At 44.5% G+C, this 25,500-nt stretch carries 20 protein-coding genes and 2 pseudogenes; 19 read left to right on the forward strand and 3 right to left on the reverse strand.

Annotated elements, in window-relative coordinates; all coding sequences use genetic code 11:
• The first annotated feature begins 308 nt into the window (after positions 1 to 308).
• From F7D73_RS11885 to F7D73_RS11905, 5 genes are all read left to right on the forward strand, one after another.
• Positions 309 to 581, forward strand: a complete 273-nt coding sequence (locus F7D73_RS11885) for a hypothetical protein (RefSeq protein WP_117661218.1) — start codon at positions 309 to 311, stop codon at positions 579 to 581.
• 116 nt (positions 582 to 697) lie between these two features.
• A complete protein-coding gene (locus F7D73_RS11890) occupies positions 698 to 1,003 on the forward strand; it encodes a type II toxin-antitoxin system VapC family toxin (protein ID WP_228117736.1) in 306 nt (101 codons plus the stop codon).
• A 28-nt stretch (positions 1,004 to 1,031) separates the two neighbouring features.
• A complete protein-coding gene (locus tag F7D73_RS11895) occupies positions 1,032 to 1,226 on the forward strand; it encodes a hypothetical protein (RefSeq protein WP_117695150.1) in 195 nt (64 codons plus the stop codon).
• A 215-nt stretch (positions 1,227 to 1,441) separates the two neighbouring features.
• On the forward strand, positions 1,442 to 3,076 hold the full coding sequence (locus F7D73_RS11900; protein ID WP_194256910.1) for a tannase/feruloyl esterase family alpha/beta hydrolase: 1,635 nt from the start codon (positions 1,442 to 1,444) through the stop codon (positions 3,074 to 3,076).
• 4 nt (positions 3,077 to 3,080) lie between these two features.
• Positions 3,081 to 4,589, forward strand: coding sequence for a serine hydrolase domain-containing protein (locus tag F7D73_RS11905; RefSeq protein WP_153124982.1), 1,509 nt, complete (start codon positions 3,081 to 3,083; stop codon positions 4,587 to 4,589).
• A gap of 245 nt (positions 4,590 to 4,834) precedes the next feature.
• Here F7D73_RS11905 and F7D73_RS11915 read toward each other — a convergent pair whose 3' ends face one another.
• Positions 4,835 to 5,161 (reverse strand): type II toxin-antitoxin system RelB/DinJ family antitoxin, encoded by a 327-nt coding sequence (locus F7D73_RS11915; protein WP_153124984.1) that lies wholly within the window; start codon positions 5,159 to 5,161, stop codon positions 4,835 to 4,837.
• A 636-nt stretch (positions 5,162 to 5,797) separates the two neighbouring features.
• Here F7D73_RS11915 and F7D73_RS16435 point away from each other — a divergent pair.
• From F7D73_RS16435 to guaA, 8 genes and pseudogenes are all read left to right on the forward strand, one after another.
• A pseudogene (locus F7D73_RS16435) lies at positions 5,798 to 6,484 on the forward strand (DEAD/DEAH box helicase); the annotation flags it as partial.
• A gap of 786 nt (positions 6,485 to 7,270) precedes the next feature.
• Positions 7,271 to 8,653 (forward strand): annotated as a pseudogene (locus F7D73_RS16440) (WG repeat-containing protein); the annotation flags it as partial.
• Positions 8,654 to 8,870: 217 nt separating this feature from the next.
• On the forward strand, positions 8,871 to 9,143 hold the full coding sequence (locus F7D73_RS11925) for a co-chaperone GroES (protein ID WP_117662833.1): 273 nt from the start codon (positions 8,871 to 8,873) through the stop codon (positions 9,141 to 9,143).
• Positions 9,144 to 9,223: 80 nt separating this feature from the next.
• On the forward strand, positions 9,224 to 10,852 hold the full coding sequence (gene groL, locus F7D73_RS11930) for a chaperonin GroEL (RefSeq protein ID WP_153124988.1): 1,629 nt from the start codon (positions 9,224 to 9,226) through the stop codon (positions 10,850 to 10,852).
• Between the two features lie 400 nt (positions 10,853 to 11,252).
• A complete protein-coding gene (locus tag F7D73_RS11935; protein ID WP_153124990.1) occupies positions 11,253 to 11,468 on the forward strand; it encodes a transporter in 216 nt (71 codons plus the stop codon).
• Positions 11,452 to 12,993: a RapZ C-terminal domain-containing protein gene (locus F7D73_RS11940; RefSeq protein ID WP_153124992.1), complete on the forward strand. Its 1,542-nt coding sequence runs from the start codon at positions 11,452 to 11,454 to the stop codon at positions 12,991 to 12,993. The genes F7D73_RS11935 and F7D73_RS11940 overlap by 17 nt, the downstream gene beginning before the upstream one ends.
• Before the next feature lie 79 nt (positions 12,994 to 13,072).
• Positions 13,073 to 13,813 carry a nucleotidyltransferase family protein gene (locus tag F7D73_RS11945; RefSeq protein ID WP_153124994.1) on the forward strand — a complete coding sequence of 247 codons (741 nt, stop codon included), beginning with the start codon at positions 13,073 to 13,075 and terminating at the stop codon, positions 13,811 to 13,813.
• 103 nt (positions 13,814 to 13,916) lie between these two features.
• Entirely contained in the window at positions 13,917 to 15,527 is a 1,611-nt protein-coding gene (gene guaA / locus F7D73_RS11950; protein WP_153124996.1) for a glutamine-hydrolyzing GMP synthase, read from the forward strand.
• 73 nt (positions 15,528 to 15,600) lie between these two features.
• Here the strand turns inward: guaA and mscL are convergent, their stop codons facing one another.
• The gene (gene mscL / locus F7D73_RS11955; RefSeq protein ID WP_153124998.1) at positions 15,601 to 16,032 is read right to left on the reverse strand and encodes a large-conductance mechanosensitive channel protein MscL; all 432 of its coding nucleotides are present in this window, start codon (positions 16,030 to 16,032) and stop codon (positions 15,601 to 15,603) included.
• Between the two features lie 379 nt (positions 16,033 to 16,411).
• On the opposite strand from mscL, the gene gap reads away from it, so the two are divergent.
• From gap to F7D73_RS11970, 3 genes are all read left to right on the forward strand, one after another.
• Positions 16,412 to 17,443 carry a type I glyceraldehyde-3-phosphate dehydrogenase gene (gap, locus tag F7D73_RS11960; protein WP_153125000.1) on the forward strand — a complete coding sequence of 344 codons (1,032 nt, stop codon included), beginning with the start codon at positions 16,412 to 16,414 and terminating at the stop codon, positions 17,441 to 17,443.
• A gap of 113 nt (positions 17,444 to 17,556) precedes the next feature.
• Complete coding sequence (gene miaA, locus F7D73_RS11965; protein ID WP_153125002.1) at positions 17,557 to 18,525, forward strand: tRNA (adenosine(37)-N6)-dimethylallyltransferase MiaA; 969 nt, start codon at positions 17,557 to 17,559, stop codon at positions 18,523 to 18,525.
• A gap of 191 nt (positions 18,526 to 18,716) precedes the next feature.
• Positions 18,717 to 19,640, forward strand: coding sequence for a diacylglycerol/lipid kinase family protein (locus tag F7D73_RS11970; protein ID WP_153125004.1), 924 nt, complete (start codon positions 18,717 to 18,719; stop codon positions 19,638 to 19,640).
• A gap of 92 nt (positions 19,641 to 19,732) precedes the next feature.
• On the opposite strand, the gene F7D73_RS11975 is transcribed toward F7D73_RS11970, so the two are convergent.
• Entirely contained in the window at positions 19,733 to 20,437 is a 705-nt protein-coding gene (locus F7D73_RS11975; protein WP_153125006.1) for a Crp/Fnr family transcriptional regulator, read from the reverse strand.
• A 225-nt stretch (positions 20,438 to 20,662) separates the two neighbouring features.
• On the opposite strand from F7D73_RS11975, the gene F7D73_RS11980 reads away from it, so the two are divergent.
• The 3 genes from F7D73_RS11980 to F7D73_RS11990 are packed head-to-tail and all read left to right on the forward strand — an operon-like array spanning position 20,663 to position 25,380.
• Positions 20,663 to 22,606: a glycogen debranching enzyme N-terminal domain-containing protein gene (locus F7D73_RS11980; protein ID WP_153125008.1), complete on the forward strand. Its 1,944-nt coding sequence runs from the start codon at positions 20,663 to 20,665 to the stop codon at positions 22,604 to 22,606.
• A gap of 16 nt (positions 22,607 to 22,622) precedes the next feature.
• A complete protein-coding gene (locus tag F7D73_RS11985) occupies positions 22,623 to 23,891 on the forward strand; it encodes a glycosyltransferase family 4 protein (protein WP_153125010.1) in 1,269 nt (422 codons plus the stop codon).
• A gap of 58 nt (positions 23,892 to 23,949) precedes the next feature.
• On the forward strand, positions 23,950 to 25,380 hold the full coding sequence (locus tag F7D73_RS11990) for a glycoside hydrolase family 57 protein (protein ID WP_153125012.1): 1,431 nt from the start codon (positions 23,950 to 23,952) through the stop codon (positions 25,378 to 25,380).
• Positions 25,381 to 25,500 lie beyond the last annotated feature (120 nt).

Here is a 25,500-nt window from a genome sequence, read left to right on the forward strand (position 1 = left end):
TACTGGTACGGCTAACCCGCTGATAAATAGTGGGGACGCTGTATTGGTGGTTTACTATTTTGCGGGATGGGACCGCCTGGAGAGGGCTTGATGAGGCAATGATCAAAGCCCTCGCCATGTTGTGCGGGATGGGACCGCCTGGGGAAAGGTGAAGACAGTATGAGGTGGGTTTGCTATAATGGGGGTATAGATTACTGATTTTAAGGCTAATTCGTTGATAACTTGCAGATTTCTTGTGGTTTTCTTGGCGGTTTCGAGAAAAAAGCGTATTTTTGCGGCAAAGTTGAACGTTTAAAAAGGAGAAAATTATGAATATTGTTGCTTTAAGTAATAGGCTCGCAAGTAAAGTTCCTCATTGGCATGAACTCGAAAAATTAAGTAAGGAAGATAAGATAGAGGTTATTGCTTTACTTTCCATGTCGATGGCAAATGCAGAGGAAATAAAAACGCCAGCAGATAGAACTAAAGAAATGGTAGAACGTTGCTGTGGTTCTTGGGTTGGCGAACAGTCGGCAGAAGATATTATAGCAAATATCAACGAAAGTAAAATGTCAAAGTCAGAACCTGTCAAGTTTGGATGATATGAATTACTTGTTGGATACCAATATTTGTGTATATTTTATGAGGGGGTAAACGAAATGTAGCTGCTAAAATTTCAGAAATTGGTCAAGAGCATTTCTTTATCTCTGAGATGACTTTGGGTGAATTACTTTATGGGGCTCAGTGTAGCGATAGACCTTCTGAGAACATTAGAGCTGTTCATGTGTTTTGCCAGTATGTAACAATATTGCCAATGGTAAATATTTGGAATGAATTTGCTGTTCAAAAGGCTTTTCTTCGTAAAAAAGGTCAACTTATTGAAGATGCTGACATAATTATTGGTACTACAGCTATCATAAATAATATGGTTATGGTTACAGAAAACGTTAAGCACATAGGAAGGCTTAATGGTATTGTTGTTGAAAACTGGATAGAAAAATATATTATTGACGCTGTTTGCTGATTACATTTTGATAGTTGGAGGATAGATTATGGCATTAGAGATAAGAAGCATTCCTGTTTTGACAGGTGAGACCGCTGAACGATTTGTTCGTGAGGCAGAGGAGAATGAACGTAATCCACAGAGGAGAAAATTAGTCTTTTCTTTTGAGGATATTGATCGCATTATGGAACGTTCACGTAAATATATGAAAGAACATGGAGGAAAAGGACCTTTTGCAAAATAGTTGTGGAGGCTTTCCATATTAGAGTCAAGAATGATGTATCTTGATTTGTTGGGATATATAAGATAATAAATGCTCTCTGGCGCTCGGAATCGCATGGGATAGGACGCAAGGAACACAGGATATAATCAGAACATGGCATTTGCTGTGCCACGTTTTTACATTAAAAACAAACATATTAAAACAATATGAAAAAAAACTTTTCGAACACAAAGACTATGAGATTAGTTCTCTCGGTATGTTTTGCTTTGGGGGGATTTTGTGCACAAGATTCCAACCTTTATGCCCAGCCTGCAAGCGGCTGTAAATTAGCTTCACAAACCGTCATTTTGCCCTGTACGGAAGTAGCCAACTTAAACGGCTTGGTTATTCCCTCCAATTTCTTCAAGGAAGCCTGCAATGGAGGAGCTGTTCTTTCGGTTACAACAAAGACTTCCGATACAGGTGCTTCTTACGCAGATGTGAAAGGCATTATTCGTTCTGTTGACCCCGATGCCCCAAACATAGAATGGGAGATTCTGTTGCCAATGAAATGGAATGGAAGAAGTTTGCAATTGGGAGGAGGTGCCAACAACGGTTCCATCCCTAACGTTCATGGCACATCAGCATTCGGAAGCGTGAAACCTATCGATGCCGGTTATGTGGTCTATGGAGATGATTCCGGACATCAGTCGAGCAGCAGTATGGATGCATCGTTTGCTTCTAACGAGGAGTCTCTGAACAATTATATTCGACAACATCTGATTAAAGCGCATGACGTGATGCGTTATGTGGTGAACCATTTTTATGGACAGGAGCCTGTGTTTAATTATTTTGCTGGTTGCTCTACGGGAGGACGCGAAGCCTTGGAATGCGCCACCACCTACGGCAAGTACTACGATGGCGTTTTTTGCTCACAACCGGCTTCCAACTATGTGCTGGCACGACTGTGGGGAGCCGTTCTCTCACAAGCTGTTTACAAAAATTTTGATGCTGATACTTATCCACATTCGGACGGGTATATTGACGAAGAAACCCTCAAGGGCATACAGCAAGATGCTATTTCGCTTTACGACAAATGGGATGGAATAGAAGACGGAATAGTCTGCAACATCTTTGCAGCGCGAAACAACCGAGATAATTTTTTGAACATCATCCGGAAAAAATATCACTTGACAGATGCCCAAATGAATACGATAGATGTATATGCCAATGGCTTCTGTTTGGAGTATGCCATGAAAAACGGAATGAAAACCTACAAAGGGTGTTCTGCCTTAGAAGGTGGCGCGATGGATTTAGGTTCAAGTGAAGTGCCACGTGAACCACTCGACACCCGATACAATGTGCATCATGGAGACCGCGCCGATGGTATATTCAAGTATTTCTTCACCAAAGATCCGACATGGAAACTGATAGAACATGACTATTTCCATCCTGACGAGAATTTATATCGCATATTGATGGATGCCTCGGCACGCTATGATGCCAACAGCCCGGATTTTGATGATTTTATCTCTCATGGCGGAAAGCTGATATTGTTTTCCGGCTGGATGGACATGTCGATGAGTCCTTGGCAATTGATTGATCAATACAAAGGGTATGTTGATAAATATGGACAAAAAACGACCGACTCCTTCTGCAAGTTCTACATAATGCCTGATGCAACTCATGGGTGGGGCGTAACCATGGACTATATGAGTTGGCTTGACCAATGGTGTACTACGGGAAACTATCCGCAAGAAACCCTTTATGCCACCATGCGTAGGACCCATGGGCAGATGCCTATGGCCGAATATCCAGGATGGGTGAAATACATAGGTGGTGACCCGATGTCCGGAACAAGCTATCAGATTATCAAACAAACAAACGAATAAACATATGAAACGTTTCTTTTTATTCTTTTTTGCCAGCCTGTGTGCGGTAATACCGGTATGTAGTCAAGTTAATGTCTTGGAACGTTGTACCCCCGAATCACAAGGAGTCCCTTCGGAAAAGATTACAGCTCTGTTCGATTCGCTGATGACGTTTCCGAATACAGATATTCATAGTGTAATGGTTTTGCGACATGGGAAAGTCATTGCAGAAATGTATCCGGCTCCTTTCAAGCCGGAATATGGCCATCAGTTATTCTCTTGTTCGAAGACATTTACTGCTGCTGCGGTGGGCATAGCCATTATGGAGAATCGTTTAAGACTTGACGACCGGCTTGCTACCTTTTTCCCCGAACTTTTACCCGATTCCATCTCTGAATGGTTGGCCGAAATAACTGTCCGTGACCTGCTGACAATGACTTCCGGTTTTGAGGTGGATACGAAGATGAGGACATTTTCTTCACATTGGATAGAGGGATATTTGAAACATCCTATGGTGGCAAGACCAGGGGAACGGTTTGCATACGACTCTATCGACACTTATTTGCTTTCGGCCATTGTTCAACGAGTCACAGGAATGAAAATGATGGATTACCTTAAGCAACGTCTTTTTCTCCCATTAGGCATTACAGAGGCTTATTGGGAAGAAAGTCCCGAAGGCATCAATAGCGGAGGCTGGGGGTTGTATTTGCAGCCTGAGTCTTTGGCCAAATTCGGGCAATTGTTGTTGAACAAAGGGGAGTGGAATGGAATGCGGTTGTTACCTGCGAAATGGGTAGATGAAATGACCTCACGGAAAGTAAATCGACCTAACGGCGACGATTATGGCTACCAGATGTGGATGTGTGCATACCCCAATGCATCGCGTGCAGACGGGGCGTATGGACAATATATTATTGTCATTCCCGACAAAGAAATGGTCATCACTATCACCCAGTGTATGACTGGCAATGGGGGGAAGGAGCAGAGCCATATATGGAATGTCCTTTTGCCTCACGTCTCTGAAACTCCTTTGGCAGTAAAAAAAACAAAAAAGTTTGCAAAACGTTGGCAACAATATAGCCATCCGATACCGCAGGGAAAGGTGTCTTCTTCAACTATGAAGAAAATACAGAGTAATAATTACCAATTGGAAGACAATGTGTTAGAATGGCGTTCTTTCCGTTTTGAACCTTCCGAGAATGGCTTGTCTCTCTACGTGATGGATAAAGCTGGGAAAGAAAGTAAAATCGCTTTGGGTTATAAAGAATGGAAAACCTCCCCCATCTCTTTCTATCCACCCAATTCCCGTCGATCCACATTGGGCAGTTTCAGCAATATTCCCACTCCTTTTTTAGTAGGTGGAGCTTATGCGTGGGGCAGCCATAATCAGTTGGAAGTTAAGCTCCACTTCGTTAACTGGATGAGTGCGGTTAAGCTGTTTTTTAATTTCCAAGACGACAAGATGCACGTTGATATTTACAGAAACTTCGACAACTCCCACACATTCACACGAAAGAAATTTTCCGGATTATAGGGGGGCGTGGCTGATCCAATATTTCCATCATTTCTGCAGCTGTAATCACTTGCGGTTCTTTTGGGAAGTGTTTGAGATTACCTGTTACTAAGAAGGAATCTTCCTTGCTCAGGCAGACTTCATAGAAGACTCGGTCATCCTCATCTGGCATTTCGCCATCATAGGGAAAACGGGATGAATCAATTCCGTTTTCCTTGACATGTTCTATAATAGTGCTGATAAGGGCTGATACAAATATGTTTGTATCAATGACAGCATATACCATTGCGTTCTTTTCTTAATCGTCTGACTTCTCTGATTTCTTCATTGATTTCATCAAGCGTGAGCTCTGGGGTTTCACCTCTTTCTGCTTTAGCTCTAAGTTGCTTGAACGCAGCCTTTGCTTTCGCAGTCACTTCATCTTCTTCTTCATTCTTTGCCTGAATGGAGAATGGAATGCTCTTACTGCGAATTACTGCCTTTACAAAGATGTTGATGGCGGTATTCGCACTCATACCGAACTGTTCGCAGAGTTTATCAAACTGTGCTTTCTGCTGGTTGTCCATACGGACTGTCATTGCTGTCTGTGCCATAAGCCGATAATTATAAAGTTATACATTCTGACTGCAATATACATCATAATGGTGTAGAATGGCTTATAATTTAACAAAGATTAAACTTTAGAATGTAACCGCCCTACAGTGCTGACTTTTCTACCTCTCCGTCTCTCCTGCAAGGAGAGCTCCACATCCTAACCAAGCCTTCCCTTCTCGAAAAGGGAAGGATGTAACCGCCCTCCGGTGCTCGGAACCGCTTCGCTCTATGGTTGGCGGGGCATCAAAGCCCTGCGCCATGGTTGTGCGGGATGGGACCGCCGGGAGACAACTTGCTGATGGGACCGCATGGGGGAGGAAGTTTATGATTTATAGTTTACTGTTGATTTTGTAGTAATTTCCTGATAACTTGCAGATTTTTTGTGATTTTCTTGGTGGTTATGAAAAAAGTCGTACTTTTGGAAAGTTATATAAATAATATCAGAGAAACACAAAGGGATTAGATTTTAAATTTTAATTATATACTTTAAGATTGGCAGGGCTTTTGATGAAGCTCTGCCTATCTTTTTGACTTTTCTTTTTTTTTAAAAAAGATACCATATTACTTTTTAACATACTGATAGGTGTCACTGCTTGGAATATAGCAGGGACGCTATATTCATTATATGCTTTTATATGAAGAATATTAAACTCTTTGATTACCAAGAGGATATGAAGGAACGGATTGAGAAGGCGTTGCGCCTTCATCGGTCCGTGATGGCACAAATGCCTACTGGTACGGGAAAAACGGTTCTACTTGCTTCGGTCGTAGAATCGTTTTTGAGGGAACATTCCAATTGTAATGTTTGGATTGTTGCCCATAGAAGGGAGTTGGTTTCTCAGATTCGAGAAACGATTCAAAGAGTTTTTTCGAAAACCCACCCGTCCTCCCTTACCCTTAAGGGAGGCTCCACCGCTTTCCCCAAGCCCCTTTCCCCTCAGGGGACAGGGGATGTAACCGCTCCTCCTCGTCGCTCGGAACCGCTACGCTCTAAGGTTGGCGGACCATCAAAGGTCTCGCCAGATTGTTTGTCGGCTGGCGCATTAAAGAGGGCATCAAAGGTCTCGCCAGATTGTGCGGGATGGGACCGCCTGGGTGAGAGGGGTGGTGATGGGCTTGGTGCCACTTCTGCCTCTTCTGTCAATCCTGCTTCTGACATGATGCCGATAAAGGCGGTGTCGATACAATGGTTGGCTAAACACTATGACGAGATAGAGGAAGAACCGGGGATGATAGTGATTGACGAGGCGCACCATGCGCTCGCCAAGACCTATAAGGAAATGTGGGAGAGATTCCCGAATGCTAAGTTCCTGGGACTGACGGCTACTCCTTGCCGATTAAACGGTAAGGGTTTTACTGATCTGTTTGACGTATTGGTGCAGTCGTGGAGTGTTCCTGAATTTATCAGCAAGGGAAGATTGGCGACATACGATTTCGTGAGCATCAAGTCGGATGGTGTAACGCAACGGCTCATCGACTCCTTGCAGAAGCGAGGGGCAGATGGTGACTACCAGAACAAGGAAATGGATATGCTGCTGAATAAAAAGCCGAGTATCGAAAGGCTCTATCGGAGTTTCGAAGAATTTGGTAAAAACAGAAAGGGCATCGTGTATGCTATCAATATTTCTCATGCCAATGCTATTGCCGAGTTCTATAGAGAACACGGCATAGCGGCTGTTGCCATTGATAGCAAGACTCCTGCGAGTGAACGTAGAATGCTGATTGAAAGATTCAAATCTTCTTCCTTATCTTTTTCGAAAACCCACCCGTCCTCCCTTACCCTTAAGGGAGGCTCCACCGCTTTTCCCAAGCCCCTTTCCCCTCAGGGGACAGGGGATGTAACCGCTCCTCCTCGTCGCTCGGAACCGCTACGCTCTAAGGTTGGCGGACCATCAAAGGTCTCGCCAGATTGTGCGGGATGGGACCGCCTGGGGATGAGTGGAGCATCAAAGGTCTCGCCAGATTGTTTGTGCGGTGTAAACCGCCTTGGTGATGGTCTTGGGGACCGCCTGGGTGCTACTTGCTTGCGGCCTGCTGATAAAGTTGGCGATAGACTTGCTGCTACTTGTTTGCGGGCAGCTGATGGAGTTGCTGATGAACTTGCTCCTATACAGGTGCTGGTGAATGTGGATATATTCTCGGAGGGATTTGACTGCCCGGATGTGGAGTTTGTACAGTTGGCTCGACCTACATTGTCGCTTGCCAAGTATCTGCAGATGGTGGGACGTGGACTGCGAGTGGCTAAGGGGAAGAAGAATTGCTTGATTATTGATAACGTGGGACTGTATCGGGTGTTTGGATTGCCTTCGCAAGTATGGAACTGGAATGCTATGTTCGAGGGAAAGCTGAAAGTTGGCAAGAAAAAGGAGACTCCGAAGGAAAGAGATTTCTTCTTGATGTACGGAAAGCAAGAAACTATGCCTGTTGGTCAAGACTCGGAAATGATGATGGTGATGAGCCATGAGGAACTGATGCAGTCATTGCTGTATCGGGAGTTTGTGGATTGCAATGATGATTTTGCCATCGTCAAGTTGAATGATGGAAAAATGACGGTGGTAAACCGACAGGGCGAACAGGTGATAAAACCAGGCAACTATTATGAAATGAAGTTCTTGCAAGGGAATATCTTGTCCTATCGACCTCGCAGAAAGACTGTATGTTACTACGACCTCTTGGCGAGAGTTGTCATTGACGAGGACATTCATGAGAAGGATGCTCCTAAGGTAATCACCATCAATAAATGGGAGTTCGTCAAATATGATGATCACTTCAGGTCTCGTACCTACGAGCACTTTGCTTTGCCTTTTCGCCCTTCCCAATATGACCTTTGGAATTATGGATATTATATGATCTACAACTTTCAACGCTCTACAGCCAGTGGTTGTCAGGAATGGATATATAAAGAGGAGGATGGCGGCTCTATGCGTATGTATAAAGAAAACAGTGAAAAGGTTTGTTTTTTACGTGGCGACCATACTCATGTATATTGGCTGTGCGCCGACCTGTACGACAGTGGCATAGTGGTCATGGACAGTCATGAGGATTACTACTTCGTTGACTCCAGCTTGAAAAAGACCTATATAGGTTGCAATCAACCCAAAACAGAAAGCGAGAATTTGACGGTTGCGATGCCACGGCTTGGCAAACTGGTCTATGAGCGAGAAATGCAGCGCAGGAAAAAGCAAGAGGAACAGGAACTGTTACTGTTGCACGAGAAGTCGGAGGCAGGCAGCGTGGAATTGTATCAAGCTGGAAAGAAGTGGGGATTGAAGATGGATGGTAAGGTTGTAGTACCTCCTCTCTACCACAGCATTTCTCAACCTGTTGGTGCCTATTGTGCCTTTGAGCAGATGCCAAGGCATTGGGGGATCATGAACTTGAAAGGCAAGGTGATTGTTGATGCTAAATATGAAAAGGTGGAGGTTCTTGCCAATGGTAAAGCTGTTGTTACTACTATTACGGGGAAAACACAGACTGTCAATCTTAGATAAAGGTAGGTGTTTCCCTTGACGTCACATGCCGGTTGTTGCAACCTATCTGACCGTTTTTTCTGTTATTCTGTCAGTCTGTGGGCGTGCCAAAGTGTCAGTATTGATACTTTGGCACGTTTTTCGTATGGCCATGTATCGATTGGTGGTGAGCCCCAATAGGCTTGCTGAAGATCTGAAATAAAAACAAGAAGTAATAACAATTTAAAAATATAGAATCATGAACATTAAACCATTAGCAGACAGAGTGCTGGTACTTCCTGCACCAGCTGAAGAAAAAGTAGGTGGAATCATTATTCCTGATACAGCAAAGGAAAAGCCACAGCGTGGTAAGGTCGTTGCTACAGGCAAGGGTACTAAGGATGAAGAGATGATTCTCAAGGAAGGTGATACCGTTCTCTACGGTAAGTATGCTGGTACTGAATTGGAATTTGATGGTACTAAGTATATGATGATGCGTCAAAGCGACGTACTCGCAGTAGTAGAGGAGTAGTTTTAAAGGTAAAAAGGTAAAAAAGTAAAAAGGTAAAAATACTTTTTGCGATATTTAAACATTATTAGAAAGAATATATTATGGCTAAGGATATTAAATATAATATGGATGCCCGCGACCTCTTGAAGAAGGGTGTCGATCAGTTGGCAAATGCAGTAAAGGTAACTCTCGGTCCTAAGGGACGTAACGTGGTAATCGAAAAGAAGTTTGGTGCTCCTCAGATTACTAAGGATGGTGTTACCGTTGCTAAGGAAGTAGAGTTGGAGAATAAGTTCGAGAATACTGGTGCTCAGCTCGTAAAGAGCGTTGCCAGCAAGACTGGTGATGATGCCGGTGACGGTACAACAACTGCTACTATCCTGACTCAGGCTATCGTAACAGAGGGCTTGAAGAACGTTACTGCCGGTGCTAACCCTATGGATTTGAAGCGTGGTATCGACAAGGCTGTAGCTGCTGTCGTTGCCTTCATCAAGGATCATGCTGAGCAGGTTGATGACAACTACGACAAGATTGAGCAGGTGGCTACTGTTTCTGCCAACAACGATGCTGAGATTGGTAAACTCCTGGCTGACGCTATGCGCAAGGTTTCCAAGGATGGTGTCATCACTATCGAGGAGAGCAAGAGCCGTGATACCAACATCGGTGTAGTTGAGGGTATGCAGTTCGACCGTGGTTACTTGAGCGGTTACTTCATGACAGACGCTGACAAGATGGAGTGTGTAATGGATAACCCATACATCCTTCTTTACGATAAGAAGATTTCTAACTTGAAGGAGTTCTTGCCAATCCTCCAGCCTGCTGCTGAGAGCGGTCGTCCTTTGTTGGTTATCGCTGAGGATGTTGATTCTGAGGCTTTGACTACATTGGTAGTTAACCGTTTGCGTGGCGGTTTGAAGATTTGTGCTGTAAAGGCTCCTGGCTTCGGCGACCGTCGCAAGGCTATGTTGGAGGATATCGCTGTATTGACTGGCGGTGTTGTTATCTCTGAGGAGAAGGGCTTGAAGTTGGAGCAGGCTACTTTGGATATGCTGGGCTCTGCTGACAAGGTTACTGTCAACAAGGACAATACAACTATCGTCAACGGTCATGGCGAGAAGGCTAACATCCAGGATCGTGTAGCTCAGATCAAGAACGAGATTGAGAACACCAAGTCTTCATACGATAAGGAGAAGCTTCAGGAGCGTTTGGCTAAGCTCGCTGGTGGTGTGGCTGTTCTCTACGTTGGTGCCAACTCTGAGGTAGAGATGAAGGAGAAGAAGGATCGTGTTGACGATGCTCTCTGCGCTACCCGTGCTGCTATCGAGGAAGGTATCGTAGCTGGTGGTGGTACTACTTATATCCGTGCTCTCGAGGCATTGAAGGATATGAAGGGTGACAACGCTGACGAGACAACAGGTATCCGCATCGTAGAGCGTGCTATCGAAGAGCCTTTGCGCCAGATTGTAGCCAATGCAGGTGGCGAGGGTTCTGTAGTAGTAAATAAGGTTCGCGAGGGCGAGGGTGACTTCGGTTACAATGCCCGCAAGGACGTTTACGAGGATATGCGCAAGGCTGGTATCGTAGATCCTGCCAAGGTTGAGCGTGTAGCTTTGGAGAATGCTGCTTCTATCGCTGGTCTGTTCCTGACTACAGAGTGCGTATTGGTAGACAAACCAGAACCAGCTCCAGCAGCTCCGGCAGCAGCTCCAGGTATGGGCGGCATGATGTAAAAACTGAATAGTTCGCGCAAACAACGCATACTGTAAGGGTGCGGTTTTGCAAAGTAAAAATAACAAATAGGGGTGATTCTCAATGAATTACCCCTATTTTTGTATTTATTAAGTTTTAAAGATGCAAAAAATCGCAAAATTATTTGGAGTGAATTGACTTTTTTTGTAATTTTGCAAGCGAATAAAGATAGTTCTTCTCACTGCGAGGAGATTATCTTTCAAAGTTTGATTGTAATTGTATGAGGACCGTGAGGTCTGTGTACAATGAAAATATTTTTTTGATTTGTTTTAGTAGATTAGTTTTTAAGTAGTTTGTTTTTGAAAATCGGTTGTCGTGAGACATCCGATTTTTTTTTGTTATTTATTTTGTGTTCTCGAATTTATTGTGTAATTTTGCAGCATGAAGAATATTGATTGGAAAAAAGCATTGGTCTTCCTGATTGTTATCGGTGGACTGATTTATATAACAAAGGCTGAGTTGGGAATGACAACTACTAATTCATTCCTCACTACGCTTGGTATTTTATTGCTTCTCTTTATCGGTGATAACTTCGCTCAGAAGATAGACGATAATAGAAAGCGTCGTAAACTGAATGATGATGGAAAAGCTAATTAATCTTTATAAGCAATGGGCTGGCGAAGAACCTGCGGATGTCATCAAGTTGGCAGGGCAGGGAAGTAACCGTCAGTATTTCCGTATCATCAAGCAAGATGGAGATACGGTGATTGGTGTCGTGGGCACCAGTCGTGATGAAGATCATGCCTTCATTTATCTTGCCAATCATTTCAACCTCCGACAGTTGCCTGTACCTAAGATCTTGGCTGTGAGCGAGGATCAGCTTTGCTATATACAGACTGACCTGGGGGGAACTTCGCTTTTCGATGCAATCAAGGGTGGTCGTGAGGCTGGAGGAAGATATAATCAGAAGGAGAAGGAACTTCTGAAGAAGACTATCCGTGAGTTGCCTAACATCCAGTTGCGTGGTGCTCGCGGGCTGGACTGGTCCAATTGCTATCCTCAGCCGGAATTTGATGTGGATAGCGTTCTTTTTGACCTCAACTATTTCAAGTATTGTTTCTTGAAGCCTACCGATCTGGATTTTCATGAGCTGAAACTTGAAGCCAATTTCCGATTGTTTGCAAAGGATCTGACTTCCGAAAAGATGGATTGTTTCCTCTATCGTGATTTCCAGGCACGCAATATTATGTTGGACGAAAATGGCAATCCGTATTTTATCGATTTCCAAGGTGGCAGAAAAGGACCGTTCTATTATGATCTGGCTTCCTTCCTCTGGCAGGCTTCTGCCAAATATTCCTTCAAGCTCCGCCGGGAGTTGGTTTGGGAGTATTATCAGTCGCTCAAGGATTATACGGAGGTTCCTTCGGTTCGCCATTTCGTGAATCGTCTGAGTCTCTTTGTGCTCTTCCGCACCTTACAGGTGTTGGGAGCTTACGGTTTCCGTGGCTATTTCGAGCGCAAGAAGCATTTCCTCGACAGTATTCCACCTGCCATCCAGAATCTTCGCGATCTCCTGAAGATGGGCGAGAAGGTGTTCCCTTATCCCTATATGATGGATATGCTTCGCAGACTTACCGAACTGCCGCAGTTCAAGCGCATCGAGAGTGCTGCCGTAACACGTGCAGATGGATATAAGACTACAGATAATAATATTTATCGGGCTCATCCACAGGATGGACCGGCAACATTCTCCAAGTATGACGGAAAGGGACCTTTGGTTGTGAGAGTCTACAGTTTCTCCTTTAAAAAGGGTATTCCTGAAGATCCGTCGGGCAATGGTGGCGGTTATGTCTTTGACTGTAGAAGCACTCATAACCCAGGCCGTTATGAACCTTACAAGAAGTTGACGGGGCTGGACGAACCGGTCATCCGATTCCTGGAGGATGATGGTGAGATTCTCCAGTTCCTGGAGCATGTCTATGCACTTGCCGATCATCACGTGAACCGTTATATCCAGCGTGGTTTCACCTCTCTGATGTTCTGTTTCGGTTGTACGGGCGGTCAGCATCGCAGTGTGTATTCCGCTCAGCATCTGGCAGAGCATATCCACGAAAAGTTTGGCGTAGAAGTGCAAATCTGCCATCGTGAGCAACAGATAGAGCAGGTTTTGCCTGCAAAATAAGAATAAGTGGCGTGCAAATTTGGCTATCTCGCAAAAAGTTAGTAAATTTGCACGCACATTAAAATATAGCTATACAGCAATGATGCAAGCAATGATATTCGCAGCAGGTTTGGGCACTCGCCTTAAGCCACTTACCGACCGTATTCCGAAGGCTTTGGTAAGTGTCGGTGGAGAACCTTTGCTCAAACGTGTCATCTTTCAGTTGAAGGATGCCGGTTTCACTCGCATTGTAGTGAACGTGCATCATTTCTCCAATCAAATCATCGACTATCTCAGAGAGAATGATAACTTCGGTATGGACATCCGTATCAGTGATGAGAGCGAAAAGCTGCTCGAAACGGGTGGAGGTATCCGGAAGGCATGGCCGCTCTTCAACCAGACAGAGCCTATTCTCATCCACAACGTGGATATTCTGAGTAATGTGGATCTGAAGAAGTTCTATCAGATGGAGAGTCAGGACATGATAGCAGCCCGACTGATGGTGAGCGAACGCAAGACCAAGCGCTATCTTCTCTTCGATGACAGCATGCGATTGGTAGGTTGGACGAATATTGAGACGGGCGAGGTAAAGAGTCCTTATCCTGATCTCAATCCTAAAGAGTATAAGATGTATGCTTTCTCTGGCATCCACATGGTAGCCCCATCACTCTTCCCATTGATGGAGGAGGAACCGGATAAGTTCCCAATCATGGATTTCTATCTGAAGCATTGCGACAAGGTTCGCATTGAGGGATACGTGAAGAACGACCTCAAGCTGATGGATGTGGGAAAGCAGGAGACGCTGAAAGAAGCGGAAGCATTCCTAAAGGAGTTAAAGTAAAAGTGAAGAGTGAAAAGTGAAGAGTGAAGAACGAAGAGTGAAGAATTCAATAGTCTAAGCTAATCATAAAGTTCAAAGTTCAAATTTCAAAGTTTAATATATTATGCAACAGAAGATTATTATTTTGGATTTCGGTTCACAGACCACACAGCTGATTGGCCGTCGTGTCCGTGAGCTTGATACCTTCTGCGAGATTATGCCTTACAACAAGTTTCCAAAGGATGACCCATCTGTGATTGGTGTCATCTTGAGCGGTAGCCCTTATTCCGTTCATGATCCGGAAGCTTTCAAGGTAGATCTGAGCCAGTTTATTGGCCGCATTCCTGTGCTCGGCATCTGCTACGGTGCTCAGTTCCTCTCTTACGCCCAGGGCGGTAAGGTGGAGGCTGCAGACAGCCGTGAGTATGGTCGTGCCAACTTGGAGCAGTTCGACAAGGAGAATCCTTTGTTCAAGGGATTCATCGAGAACTCTCAGGTCTGGATGAGCCATGGTGATACCATCACTGCTATCCCTGAGGATTATAAGTGCATTGCTTCTACTGCTAATGTGAAGTATGCTGCTTATGCTTCTACCAAGCAGCCTGTATGGGCAGTACAGTTCCATCCAGAGGTGTTCCACTCTTTGCAGGGTACACAGCTCTTAAAGAACTTCGTGGTAGATATCTGTGGTAGCAAGCAGGACTGGAGTGCTGACTCTTTCGTTGAGACAACAGTTGCTGAGTTGAAGGAACAGTTGGGCGACGATAAGGTTATCCTCGGTCTTTCTGGCGGTGTTGACTCAAGTGTTGCTGCTGTTCTCCTGAACAAGGCTATCGGTAAGAACCTTACCTGTATCTTCGTAGATCACGGTATGCTCAGAAAGAATGAGTTCCGTGATGTAATGGAGGATTACAAGTGCTTGGGTCTGAACGTGATTGGTGTTGATGCATCAGAGAAGTTCTTTGCTGACTTGGCTGGTGTTACAGATCCAGAGAAGAAGCGTAAGATTATCGGACGTGACTTCGTGGAGGTTTTCAATGCTGAGGCTAAGAAGCAGACTGGTGCCAAGTGGTTGGCTCAGGGTACTATCTATCCTGACCGTATCGAGAGCTTGAATATCACCGGTAAGGTAATCAAGAGCCATCACAACGTAGGTGGTCTTCCTAAGGAGATGAACCTTCAGTTGTGCGAGCCATTGAAGTGGTTGTTCAAGGATGAGGTTCGTCGTGTAGGTCGCTCTATGGGTATGCCTGAGCACCTGATTACCCGTCACCCATTCCCAGGTCCTGGTTTGGCTGTCCGTATCTTGGGTGACATCACTCCAGAGAAGGTACGTATCCTTCAGGATGCTGACGATATCTATATCCGTGGCTTGCGTGAGTATAAGGTGAAGTTGAGTGGTGAGGAAGCTCGCCGCGTCCTGGCTGCCGGTGTTCCTGCTGACATGCAGAATGGCGAGATCGAGGTTTCTCTCTACGATCAGATCTGGCAGGCTGGTACCGTATTGCTTTCTACTGTCCGTTCAGTAGGTGTGATGGGTGATGAGCGTACATACGAGCACCCTGTTGCATTGCGTGCCGTAACCAGTACTGATGCGATGACAGCCGACTGGGCACATCTTCCATACGACTTCATGGCAAAGGTAAGTAACGAGATTATCAACAAGGTAAAGGGTGTCAACCGCGTTTGCTATGACATCTCTTCAAAACCACCTTCGACAATCGAGTGGGAATAATCATATAAAAAAGACCACCATTTGAGCTGGATATTCAACTCAGATGGTGGTCTTTTGTTTGTAAAATACGTTTTTATGCTTTTTTCTCTTTCAGCAAATCACGGATTTCCATGAGAAGCTTTTCTTCGTTGCTTGGCTCTGGAGCCTTCGGAGTTTCTGCCGGTTTCTCTTCTTCTTTCTTGGCTGTAATCTTGTTGACAACCTTGATGAACATGAAGATACAGAAAGCAACGATGAGGAAGTCGAAGGTGGTCTGCAGGAAATTGCCATAGTTGATGGTAGCAGCCTTGAATTCCTCGCCAGCCACATTCACGGAAGGAAGGGTTACCTTGAGGTCGGCAAAGTTGACACCACCGATGAGCCATCCGATAGGTGGCATGATGATATCGTCAACAACAGAACTCACGATTTTGCTAAAGGCACCACCTATGATAACACCGACTGCCATGTCGAGAACGTTTCCACGCATGGCAAACTGTTTGAATTCATTTAAAAATTTACTCATAACTCTAAAATTTTAAAAGTTTATATTATAAAAAATCTTCTTCTATATATAATAAGGTGAGAAAAGCATGCGCCTTCGACTTCTTTTATCTGTTACGCTCCCCATCTTTCCGTCTGTAAAGAAACGAATTTTGCAATATGGAGTTGTCAGTATGGCATGTCTAATATTTAAAAACCGTTATTATTGGCGCTCTCTCATTCATTTTTAACTTATTTAATACTCATTCTGGTTGCAAAGTTAGAAAATTTTTTGTAACTTTGCGCTCGTAAAGAAGAAAAAGTGCTTGATAGGGATGAAAAAAGGTGTTATCAGCTCCTTCGGATTCACTTGATAGCTTAAAAGAAATAATTTTTAAACTATTAATTTAAATATTAGAACAATGATTAAGATTGGTATTAACGGATTTGGCCGTATCGGTCGTTTCGTATTCCGTTCTACAGTTGAGGCTGAGAACGCAAAGGAAGTACAGGTAGTAGCTATCAATGATTTGTGCCCAGTTGATTACATGGCTTACATGTTGAAGTATGATACAATGCACGGTCATTTCGACGGTACTATCGAGGCTGACGTTGAGAAGAGCGAGTTGATCGTAAACGGTAACCACATCCGTGTTACTGCTGAGCGTGACCCAGAGAACTTGAAGTGGGATGAGGTTGGTGCTGAGTACGTAGTTGAGTCTACAGGTCTCTTCCTCGCTTACGACAAGGCTGAGAAGCACTTGAAGGCTGGTGCTAAGTATGTAGTACTTTCTGCTCCTTCTAAGGCTGACGCTAACGGTAACCAGGCTGATATGTTCGTTTGCGGTGTTAACACAGACAAGTACAACGGTCAGAAGATCGTTTCTAACGCTTCTTGTACAACAAACTGCTTGGCTCCTATCGCTAAGGTATTGAACGATAACTTCGGTATCGAGACAGGTTTGATGACAACTGTTCACTCTACAACTGCTACACAGAAGACTGTTGACGGTCCATCTATGAAGGACTGGCGTGGTGGCCGTGCAGCTGCTGGTAACATCATCCCTTCTTCTACAGGTGCTGCTAAGGCTGTAGGTAAGGTTATCCCTGAGTTGAACGGTAAGTTGACAGGTATCTCTATGCGTGTTCCTACTTTGGACGTATCTGTTGTTGACTTGACTGTTAACTTGAAGAAGGCTGCTTCTAAGGAGGCTATCTGCGCTGCTATGAAGGCTGCTTCTGAGGGTGAGTTGAAGGGTGTACTCGGTTACACAGAGGATGCTGTTGTTTCTTCTGACTTCTTGGGTTGCGCTTTGACATCTATCTTCGACGCTAACGCAGGTGTTTACTTGACAGACCACTTCGTTAAGGTTGTTTCTTGGTATGACAACGAGATTGGTTACTCACACAAGGTTGTTGAGTTGATCAAGATCATGAAGAAGCACAACGGTTAATTCGTTGCCTCTTAACGATTAAGAAAATATTGCCGCCTAGCATTTTTAATGCTGGGCGGCATTTTTTTTGCTTTTTATTTTGTGATTTCAAGTATTTGTCTTAACTTTGTAGCATGAAACATAAGATGATAACCATATTAGGTCCTACGGCGAGCGGAAAGACAAGTCTTGCTGCCGCCCTTGCAGCCAAGATTGACAGCTTGGATGCTGCTTCCTGGGGTGGTAATACGAAGGGTGCTGAGATTATCAGCGCTGATAGCAGGCAGGTGTACCGGGGCATGGATATTGGTACGGGAAAAGATCTGGCTGACTATACGGTTGATGGTAAGTTGATACCTTATCATCTGATTGATATCTGTGAGCCGGGAACGAAATATAACCTCTTTGAATACCAGCAAGACTTCTATGATGCTTATCTGGATATTCTGGAGAGGGGGGTGTTGCCGATATTGTGTGGTGGTACAGGACTTTATATTGAGTCGGTATTGAAAGGTTATCATCTGTCCCCGGTTCCTCAGAATCAGGAACTTAGAGATAGGTTAGCTGATAAAAGCCTGGACGAACTGACAGTGATGTTGAAGGATTTGAAGGCTAAGACAGGGTCGAACATGCACAATCGCACAGATGTGGATACTGCACAGCGTGCTATCCGTGCCATCGAGATAGAGACTTATAATCTGGAACATCCGATGCCCGAACGTGAACTTCCGGCTGTTGATTCGCTCATCATTGGTGTCAGTATAGACCGTGATGCTAGAAGGGAGAAGATTACCCGAAGACTGAAACAGCGACTGAAGGAGGGGATGGTTGATGAAATCAAAGGCTTGCTGGATACGGGAATTCCTGCAGAGAATCTGATTTATTATGGATTGGAATATAAGTTTATCACGGAGTATGTGATAGGAAAAACCAGTTATGATGAGATGTTCCGAGGTCTGGAAATTGCCATTCATCAGTTTGCTAAGCGTCAGATGACCTGGTTCAGAGGTATGGAGCGAAGAGGATTTACCATTCACTGGATTGATGCCTTGCAGCCAATGGAGAAAAAGGTGGAGGCTGTTTTGGAGCTGATGAGGAGCTAAGGTGTAGCCTGAAAACTGGCTCGGGGGCTGGCATCCGATGGAATCGGATGCAACGGTGGCTAGGTTTTTGAAGACGGTGGCTAGGTTTTTGAAGACGGTGGCTAGGTTTTTGAAGACGGTGTCTAGGCTTTTGAGGACGGTGTCTAGGAGGGGGTAATATTATTCAACTTTCAAATTACAAAGAAGAGACAATGATAAACGAGAATAAATGGGGATTGCTTTACTGCCCTCGAGGCGGCTGGAGAAGCAATAAGCGCTGGGAAAAAATAGAAAAGGTACTCAAGGCACAAAATGTAGATTATGACTTTGTGCAGAGTGAAAATCAGAAAAGCGTAGAGCGACTGATTAAGATGTTTGTCAACAATGGCTATAAGACAATAGTTGTTGTGGGCGGAGATTCTGCGCTCAATGATGCCGTCAATTGCTTGATGCAGATGAATACTGAGGAGCGTGAACAGGTGGCACTGGGTGTGATTCCTAATGGATTGATGAATGATTTCGCCCATTTCTGGGGATTCAGCGACAGCGATATTGAAAATACGGTGGCATCTCTTAAAGCAAGAAGAATCAGGAAGATAGACCTTGGATGTATCCGTTATACGAATAAGAAAGGGGAGAAATGCAGACGTTATTTCCTCAACTGCATCAATATAGGATTGATTGCTGCCATCATGAACCTGAGAAGGAAAACTCATCACATGTTTGGCTCCCGTACGCTGTCGTTCCTGTGTTCTTTCATCCTGATGATCTTCCAGCGTCTGGATTATAAGATGCATATTAAAATCAATTCAGATGTCATCAAGCGCAGGGTAATGACTATGTGCGTCGGTAATGCAACGGGTTACGGACAAACTCCTAATGCTGTGCCATACAATGGTTTGCTGGATGTTTCTGTGGTTTATCATCCGCAGATGACGCAACTCTTTGAGGGTATTTACCTCTTTGTGAAAGGTAAGTTCCTGAATCATAAGAGTGTGCATCCTTACCGTACCAGAGAAATGGAGGTTTCATCCAATGCCCTGATTGGTATTGATGGCAGATTGATGAATACGCCGGTAGGACCTTACCAGATTACCGTTATTCAGGAAGTTGTCAATTTCCTGATTCCTGCGTAGTAGGAGGTCGTGAATAAAATTTAACTGTATACGCTTTGAAAGGACAATGGCTTTCATTGATGCTTTTGCCCTTTCAAGGCGTATTGTGTTTTTTATCCCCTTTCTGCAATATTCTTCAGTTCTTCCTCATTCAGAATCTTTATTTTTCTTACGTTCGTACTGATAAGGCCTTCCGTCACGAAGGAGGATAGGGTGCGAATACAGTTACTTGTCGTCATATTGGCAATGTTGGCTAAATCTTCACGGCTCAGACTGCAATCCAAGGTGCAACCGTCTTTAGCCAGTCCATAAGAATCCAATAGGAAAAGAAGAGCTTCGGCAAGGCGGGCACGGATGTGCTTTTGGGTGAGATTGACAGTGCGGTCGTCTGATTTACCGATTTCAATACTCAGGTATTTGATAAAATAAAAGCCGATGTTGTAACTGCTCTGCAGCATCTTCATGAGAACCGTCATAGGAAAATGAGCCACTACACAGTTGTCTAAAGCCATTGCTGCAGTTCTGTAGGCTTCATTGGCAAAATAGGCACGGAATCCCAGAAATTCACTAGGTTTGATAACACGGATTATCTGGCTTTTTCCGTTGATTCCATCCTTGTAAATCTTCACCTTTCCTGCAAGCAGACACATGGCTTCTTTAGGAATCGTTCCATTGTCATAGATGATTTCACCCTTCTTGTATTTGGTAATTTGTATATGTGTTTTCAGCATCGCGAGCAGTTCGTCCTCGATGCCGCCCCACAAGTTTGCCACTTCCTTGGCTGCACTATCTGTATTCCAAATCTTATGTTTTGCCATTATCCTTCTAGTTCGTTTTGCTTATATTGGTTTAAAACCGTGTGCAAAAGTACATAAAAAAATCCATATAAATGAAAAAAATGAGCAAAAAATATGTTCTATAACATATAAAATAAAAATTTTAAGAAAATGTCGCGCTTTTTCCTTTGCAATACCATTCTTTTTTCTTACCTTTGAATGCAAAATAGATTAAAGTCAATAAATTATAAACCTTAATATAGATCTATGAGTTATCTAAAATTCGAAAAGGCCCTAATGACTAACTTACAAGAGTCATTGCCAAAGGAGTTGTTAAGAACAAACCGCTCGGGTGCTTATTCGTGCTCAACGATTGTAGACTGTAATACGCGAAAGTATCACGGATTGCTTGTCGTTCCGGTTCCAGAACTGGACGATGAGAATCATGTGCTCTTAAGTTCGCTCGACGTTACGGTGATTCAGCATGGTGCTGAATTCAATCTCGGCTTGCACAAGTACCAAGGCAATAATTTTAGTCCGCTAGGCCATAAGTACATTCGTGAATTTGATTGCGATAAAGTGCCTACTACACTTTATCGCGTAGGTGGTGTTATCCTCAAGAAAGAGGTCGTTTTCCAGCATTATGAGAATCGTCTTCTGATTCGTTATACTTTGGTAGACGGACATTCTGCCACCACACTTCGTTTCCGTCCATTCTTGGCTTTTCGTAGCGTTCGCCAGTTTACTCATGAGAATTCAACAGCTTCTCGTGACTATTCTGCTGTAGACAACGGAATCAAGACTTGCATGTATGCTGGTTATCCTGACCTTTATATGCAGTTCTCTAAGAAGAACGAGTTTAAATTCTGCCCAGACTGGTATCGTGGAGTAGAATATCCAAAGGAGCAGGAGAGAGGTTATGCTTCTAATGAAGACCTCTATGTTCCAGGATATTTCGAAATGGGTATCAAGAAGGGCGAGACTATCGTCTTTTCTGCAGCTACTTCTGAAATCAAGACCAGTAGCTTGAAGAAACTTTTTGACACAGAGGTTGACGAGCGTTCGCCTCGCGACAACTTCTTCCATTGTCTGGTCAATGCTGCTCATCAGTTCCATCGTCGTGAGAAGAATGATGACCGCTATATCCTTGCCGGTTATCCATGGTTCAAGTGCCGTGCCCGTGATACATTCATTTCTCTTCCTGGTCTTACGCTCTCTATTGAGGAGAACGATTACTTTGAGTTGGTCATGAAGACTGCCATGCGCGGATACTATGAGTTTATGGAGGGTAAGCCTCTTACCGCTCATATTACTGAGATAGAGCAGCCTGACGTGCCACTTTGGGCAGTCTGGGCTTTGCAGCAGTATGCCAAGGAAACCTCTAAGGAAGAGTGCCATAAGAAGTATGGCCAGTTTATCAAGGACGTGATTCGTTTCATCCAGAACAACAAGCATCCTAACCTGGAATTGAAGGAGAACGGCTTGCTTTATACCAATGGAAGAGACAAGGCTGTTACCTGGATGAATTCTACCGCCAATGGCCGTCCTGTGGTTCCTCGTACCGGATATATTGTTGAGTTTAATGCTCTGTGGTACAATGCATTGTGCTTCTGTGCTTCTTTGGCAGGGGCAGTAGGTGAGGAGGCTGACCAGCAGGAATTGCTGGCTCAGGCAGAGATTACCAAGAAGTCTTTTGTTGATACATTCCTCAATGAATATGGCTATCTTTACGATTATGTAGATGGTAACATGATGGATTGGAGTGTTCGTCCAAACATGATATTCCCAGTAGCCTTCGACTATTCACCATTGTCTCAGGACCAGAAGAAGAAGGTACTTGATATCTGTACCCGTGAACTCCTGACTCCTAAGGGATTGCGTTCTCTTTCTCCAAAGAGCGGTGGCTATAATCCTATCTATGTAGGACCTCAGACCCAGCGCGACTATGCTTACCATCAGGGTACAGCATGGCCATGGCTTTGCGGCTTCTATATGGAGGCGAGTCTGAAACTCTATAAGCGTACACGCTTGAGTTTCGTAGAGCGTCAGATGGTAGGTTTCGAAGACGAGATGTCTTATCATTGTCTCGGTACTATCAGTGAGCTCTTCGATGGCAATCCACCATTCGCAGGTCGTGGTGCTATCTCTTTTGCCATGAATGTGGCAGAGATTCTCCGCGCGCTTGAATTACTAGAAAAATATCAATATTAATAAAGGAGGACGCTATATGAAAGTATTAATGTTTGGATGGGAGTATCCTCCTCACGTATTTGGTGGCTTGGCTACTGCCAACTTTGGTATCTCTCAGGGCTTGCATGCCCAGGGTGATGTCGATATTACATTGTGTCTGCCTCATCCTTTTGGTGATGAGGACCGCAGTGCATGTAAGATTGTGGCTATGAACAGTGTGCCTATTGCTTGGCGTGATGTAAACCACGACTATGTACAGCAGCGCGTAGGCAACATTATGGATCCTGATGACTATTTCCGCTACCGTGACCACATCTATGCTGACTTTAATTATATGAACGTGAACGACCTCGGCTGTATGGACTTTGCCGGTGGTTATCCATCTAATCTCCACGACGAGATCAACAACTACAGTATCATTGCCGGAGTAGTTGCCCGTAGCGAAGAATTTGATATTATCCACGCCCACGACTGGTTGACGTTCCCTGCTGGTATTCATGCCAAGCGAGTGAGTGGAAAGCCATTGTGCATTCACGTACATGCTACCGATTTCGACCGCAGCCGTGGTAAGGTGAACCCTACCGTATATTCTATCGAGAAAGACGGTATGGACAATGCCGACTGCATCATGTGTGTATCTGAGTTGACTCGTCAGACAGTTATTCATCAGTATCACCAGGATCCACGCAAGTGCTTCGCCATGCACAATGCTGTTTATCCATTGAAGCAGGAGTGGCAAGACATTCCACGTCCTAACCATAAGGGTAAGGAGAAGGTGGTAACCTTCCTGGGCCGTCTCACTATGCAGAAGGGTCCTGAGTATTTCGTAGAGGCAGCCAATATGGTATTGCACCGTACCCGCAACGTGCGTTTCTGCATGGCAGGTTCGGGTGATATGATGGACCAGATGATTTATCTGGCAGCAGAACGCGGCATTGCCGACCGTTTCCACTTCCCAGGCTTTATGCGTGGCAAGCAGGTATACGAATGTCTCAAGGATAGTGATGTCTATGTCATGCCATCAGTGAGTGAGCCTTTCGGTATCTCTCCTCTGGAGGCGATGCAGTGTGGCACACCTACTATCATCTCTAAGCAGAGTGGTTGTGGAGAAATCCTTACCAACTGTATCAAGGTTGACTACTGGGATATTCATGCCCTTGCCGATGCCATCTACAGCATCTGCCACAACGAGAGTCTGTTCGACTATCTCTCTGAGGAAGGTAAGAAGGAAGTTGACCAGATTACCTGGGAGAAAGTGGGAGCCCGCATCAAAGACCTCTATCTCAAGACTTTGGGGTGGAAGTAATTTTTAATGTTAAAGGGCTAATCATAAAGTTCAAAGTTCAAAATTTAAAGTTCAAAGTATGAAAACAATTTGTTTATATTTCGAGATACATCAGATTACCCATCTGAAACGCTACCGCTTCTTTGATATCGGTACCGATCATTACTACTATGATGATTATGAGAATGATCGTAGCATCAACGATATCGCTGAGCGTTCATATATGCCAGCCTTGAATGCCATTCAGGAGATGATTGAGAAGAATGGTAAATCTTTCAAGGTGGCTTTCTCACTCTCTGGTGTGGGTATGGAGCAGTTGGAACTCCATGCTCCTCAGGTGATGGAGAAACTGCAGGAGTTGAACAACACTGGCTGCGTGGAATTCCTCGCAGAGCCTTATTCTCACGGTCTTGCTTCATTGGTTAATGAGGCTAGCTTCAAGGATGAGGTGAAGCGCCAGTGCACTAAGATCAAGGAATGTTTCGGCAAGGAGCCTACCGTACTCCGCAACTCTTCTCTCATCTATAGTGACGAGATTGGTGCTCAGGTAGCTGATATGGGCTTCATGGGTATGTTGACCGAGGGTGCTAAGCACGTATTGGGTTGGAAGTCTCCACACTATGTTTATCATTGTGCCATGAACCCTAAGTTGAAGCTTTTGCTTCGCGATGTTCGTTTGAGCGATGACATTTCTTTGCGTTTCAGTAACAGCGATTGGGAAGGTTATCCTCTCTTTGCAGACAACTACATGAATCAGATTGCTGCTTTCCCGGAAGAGGAGCAGGTTATCAATATCTTCATGGAGCTTTCTGCTTTGGGTATTGCCCAGCCTTTGTCTAGCAATATTCTCGAGTTTCTGAAGGCGCTTCCACAGTGTGCTAAGGACCGTGGCATTACCTTCTCTACTCCTACCGAGATTTTCCAGAAGATGAAGTCTGTAGGCGAAATCAACGTTCCTGATACATTGAGTTGGGTAGACGAGGAGCGTGATGTCAGCTCATGGCTCGGTAACCCAATGCAGCGTGAGGCTTTCAACAAGCTCTATAGCGTAGCCGACCGTGTTCGCATTGCCAACGATCCTCGTATCAATCAGGACTGGGATTATCTCCAGGCTAGCAACAACTTCCGTTTCATGACTACCAAGCCAAGTAATGTAGGTCTGGACCGCGGTATTTACTCTAGTCCTTTCGATGCTTTCACCAACTATATGAATATTCTTGGCGACTTCATCACTCGCGTCAACAACCTTTATCCTGCTGAGGTAGATAATGAGCAGCTCGAGAGTCTTCTCACTACCATCACCAACCAGGATGAGGAGATTGAGATGAGAGACAAGGAAATTACACGTCTTCAGGCTAAGATTGAGAAGATTGAGAAGGAAGTGGTAAAACTTCGTGGCGACAAGCCTGCTGCAGCCAAGAAGCCAGCAGCCAAGAAGGCTCCTGCTGCCAAAAAGCCAGCTGCTGCTAAGAAAACAGCTGCCAAGAAGGACGAAGCTAAGCCAGAATAACATAGTTCTATTTTAAATAAAAAGCCCAGAGGGATTATCCTCTGGGCTTTTTTTATCTCTATTTCATATCTACACGTGGAAATCGTGATAAAACTCTATTCTTTATGTTTAGCGAACGAA

Origin of the sequence: Segatella copri, assembly GCF_009494395.1 — a bacterium.
Classification (GTDB): Bacteria; Bacteroidota; Bacteroidia; order Bacteroidales; family Bacteroidaceae; genus Prevotella.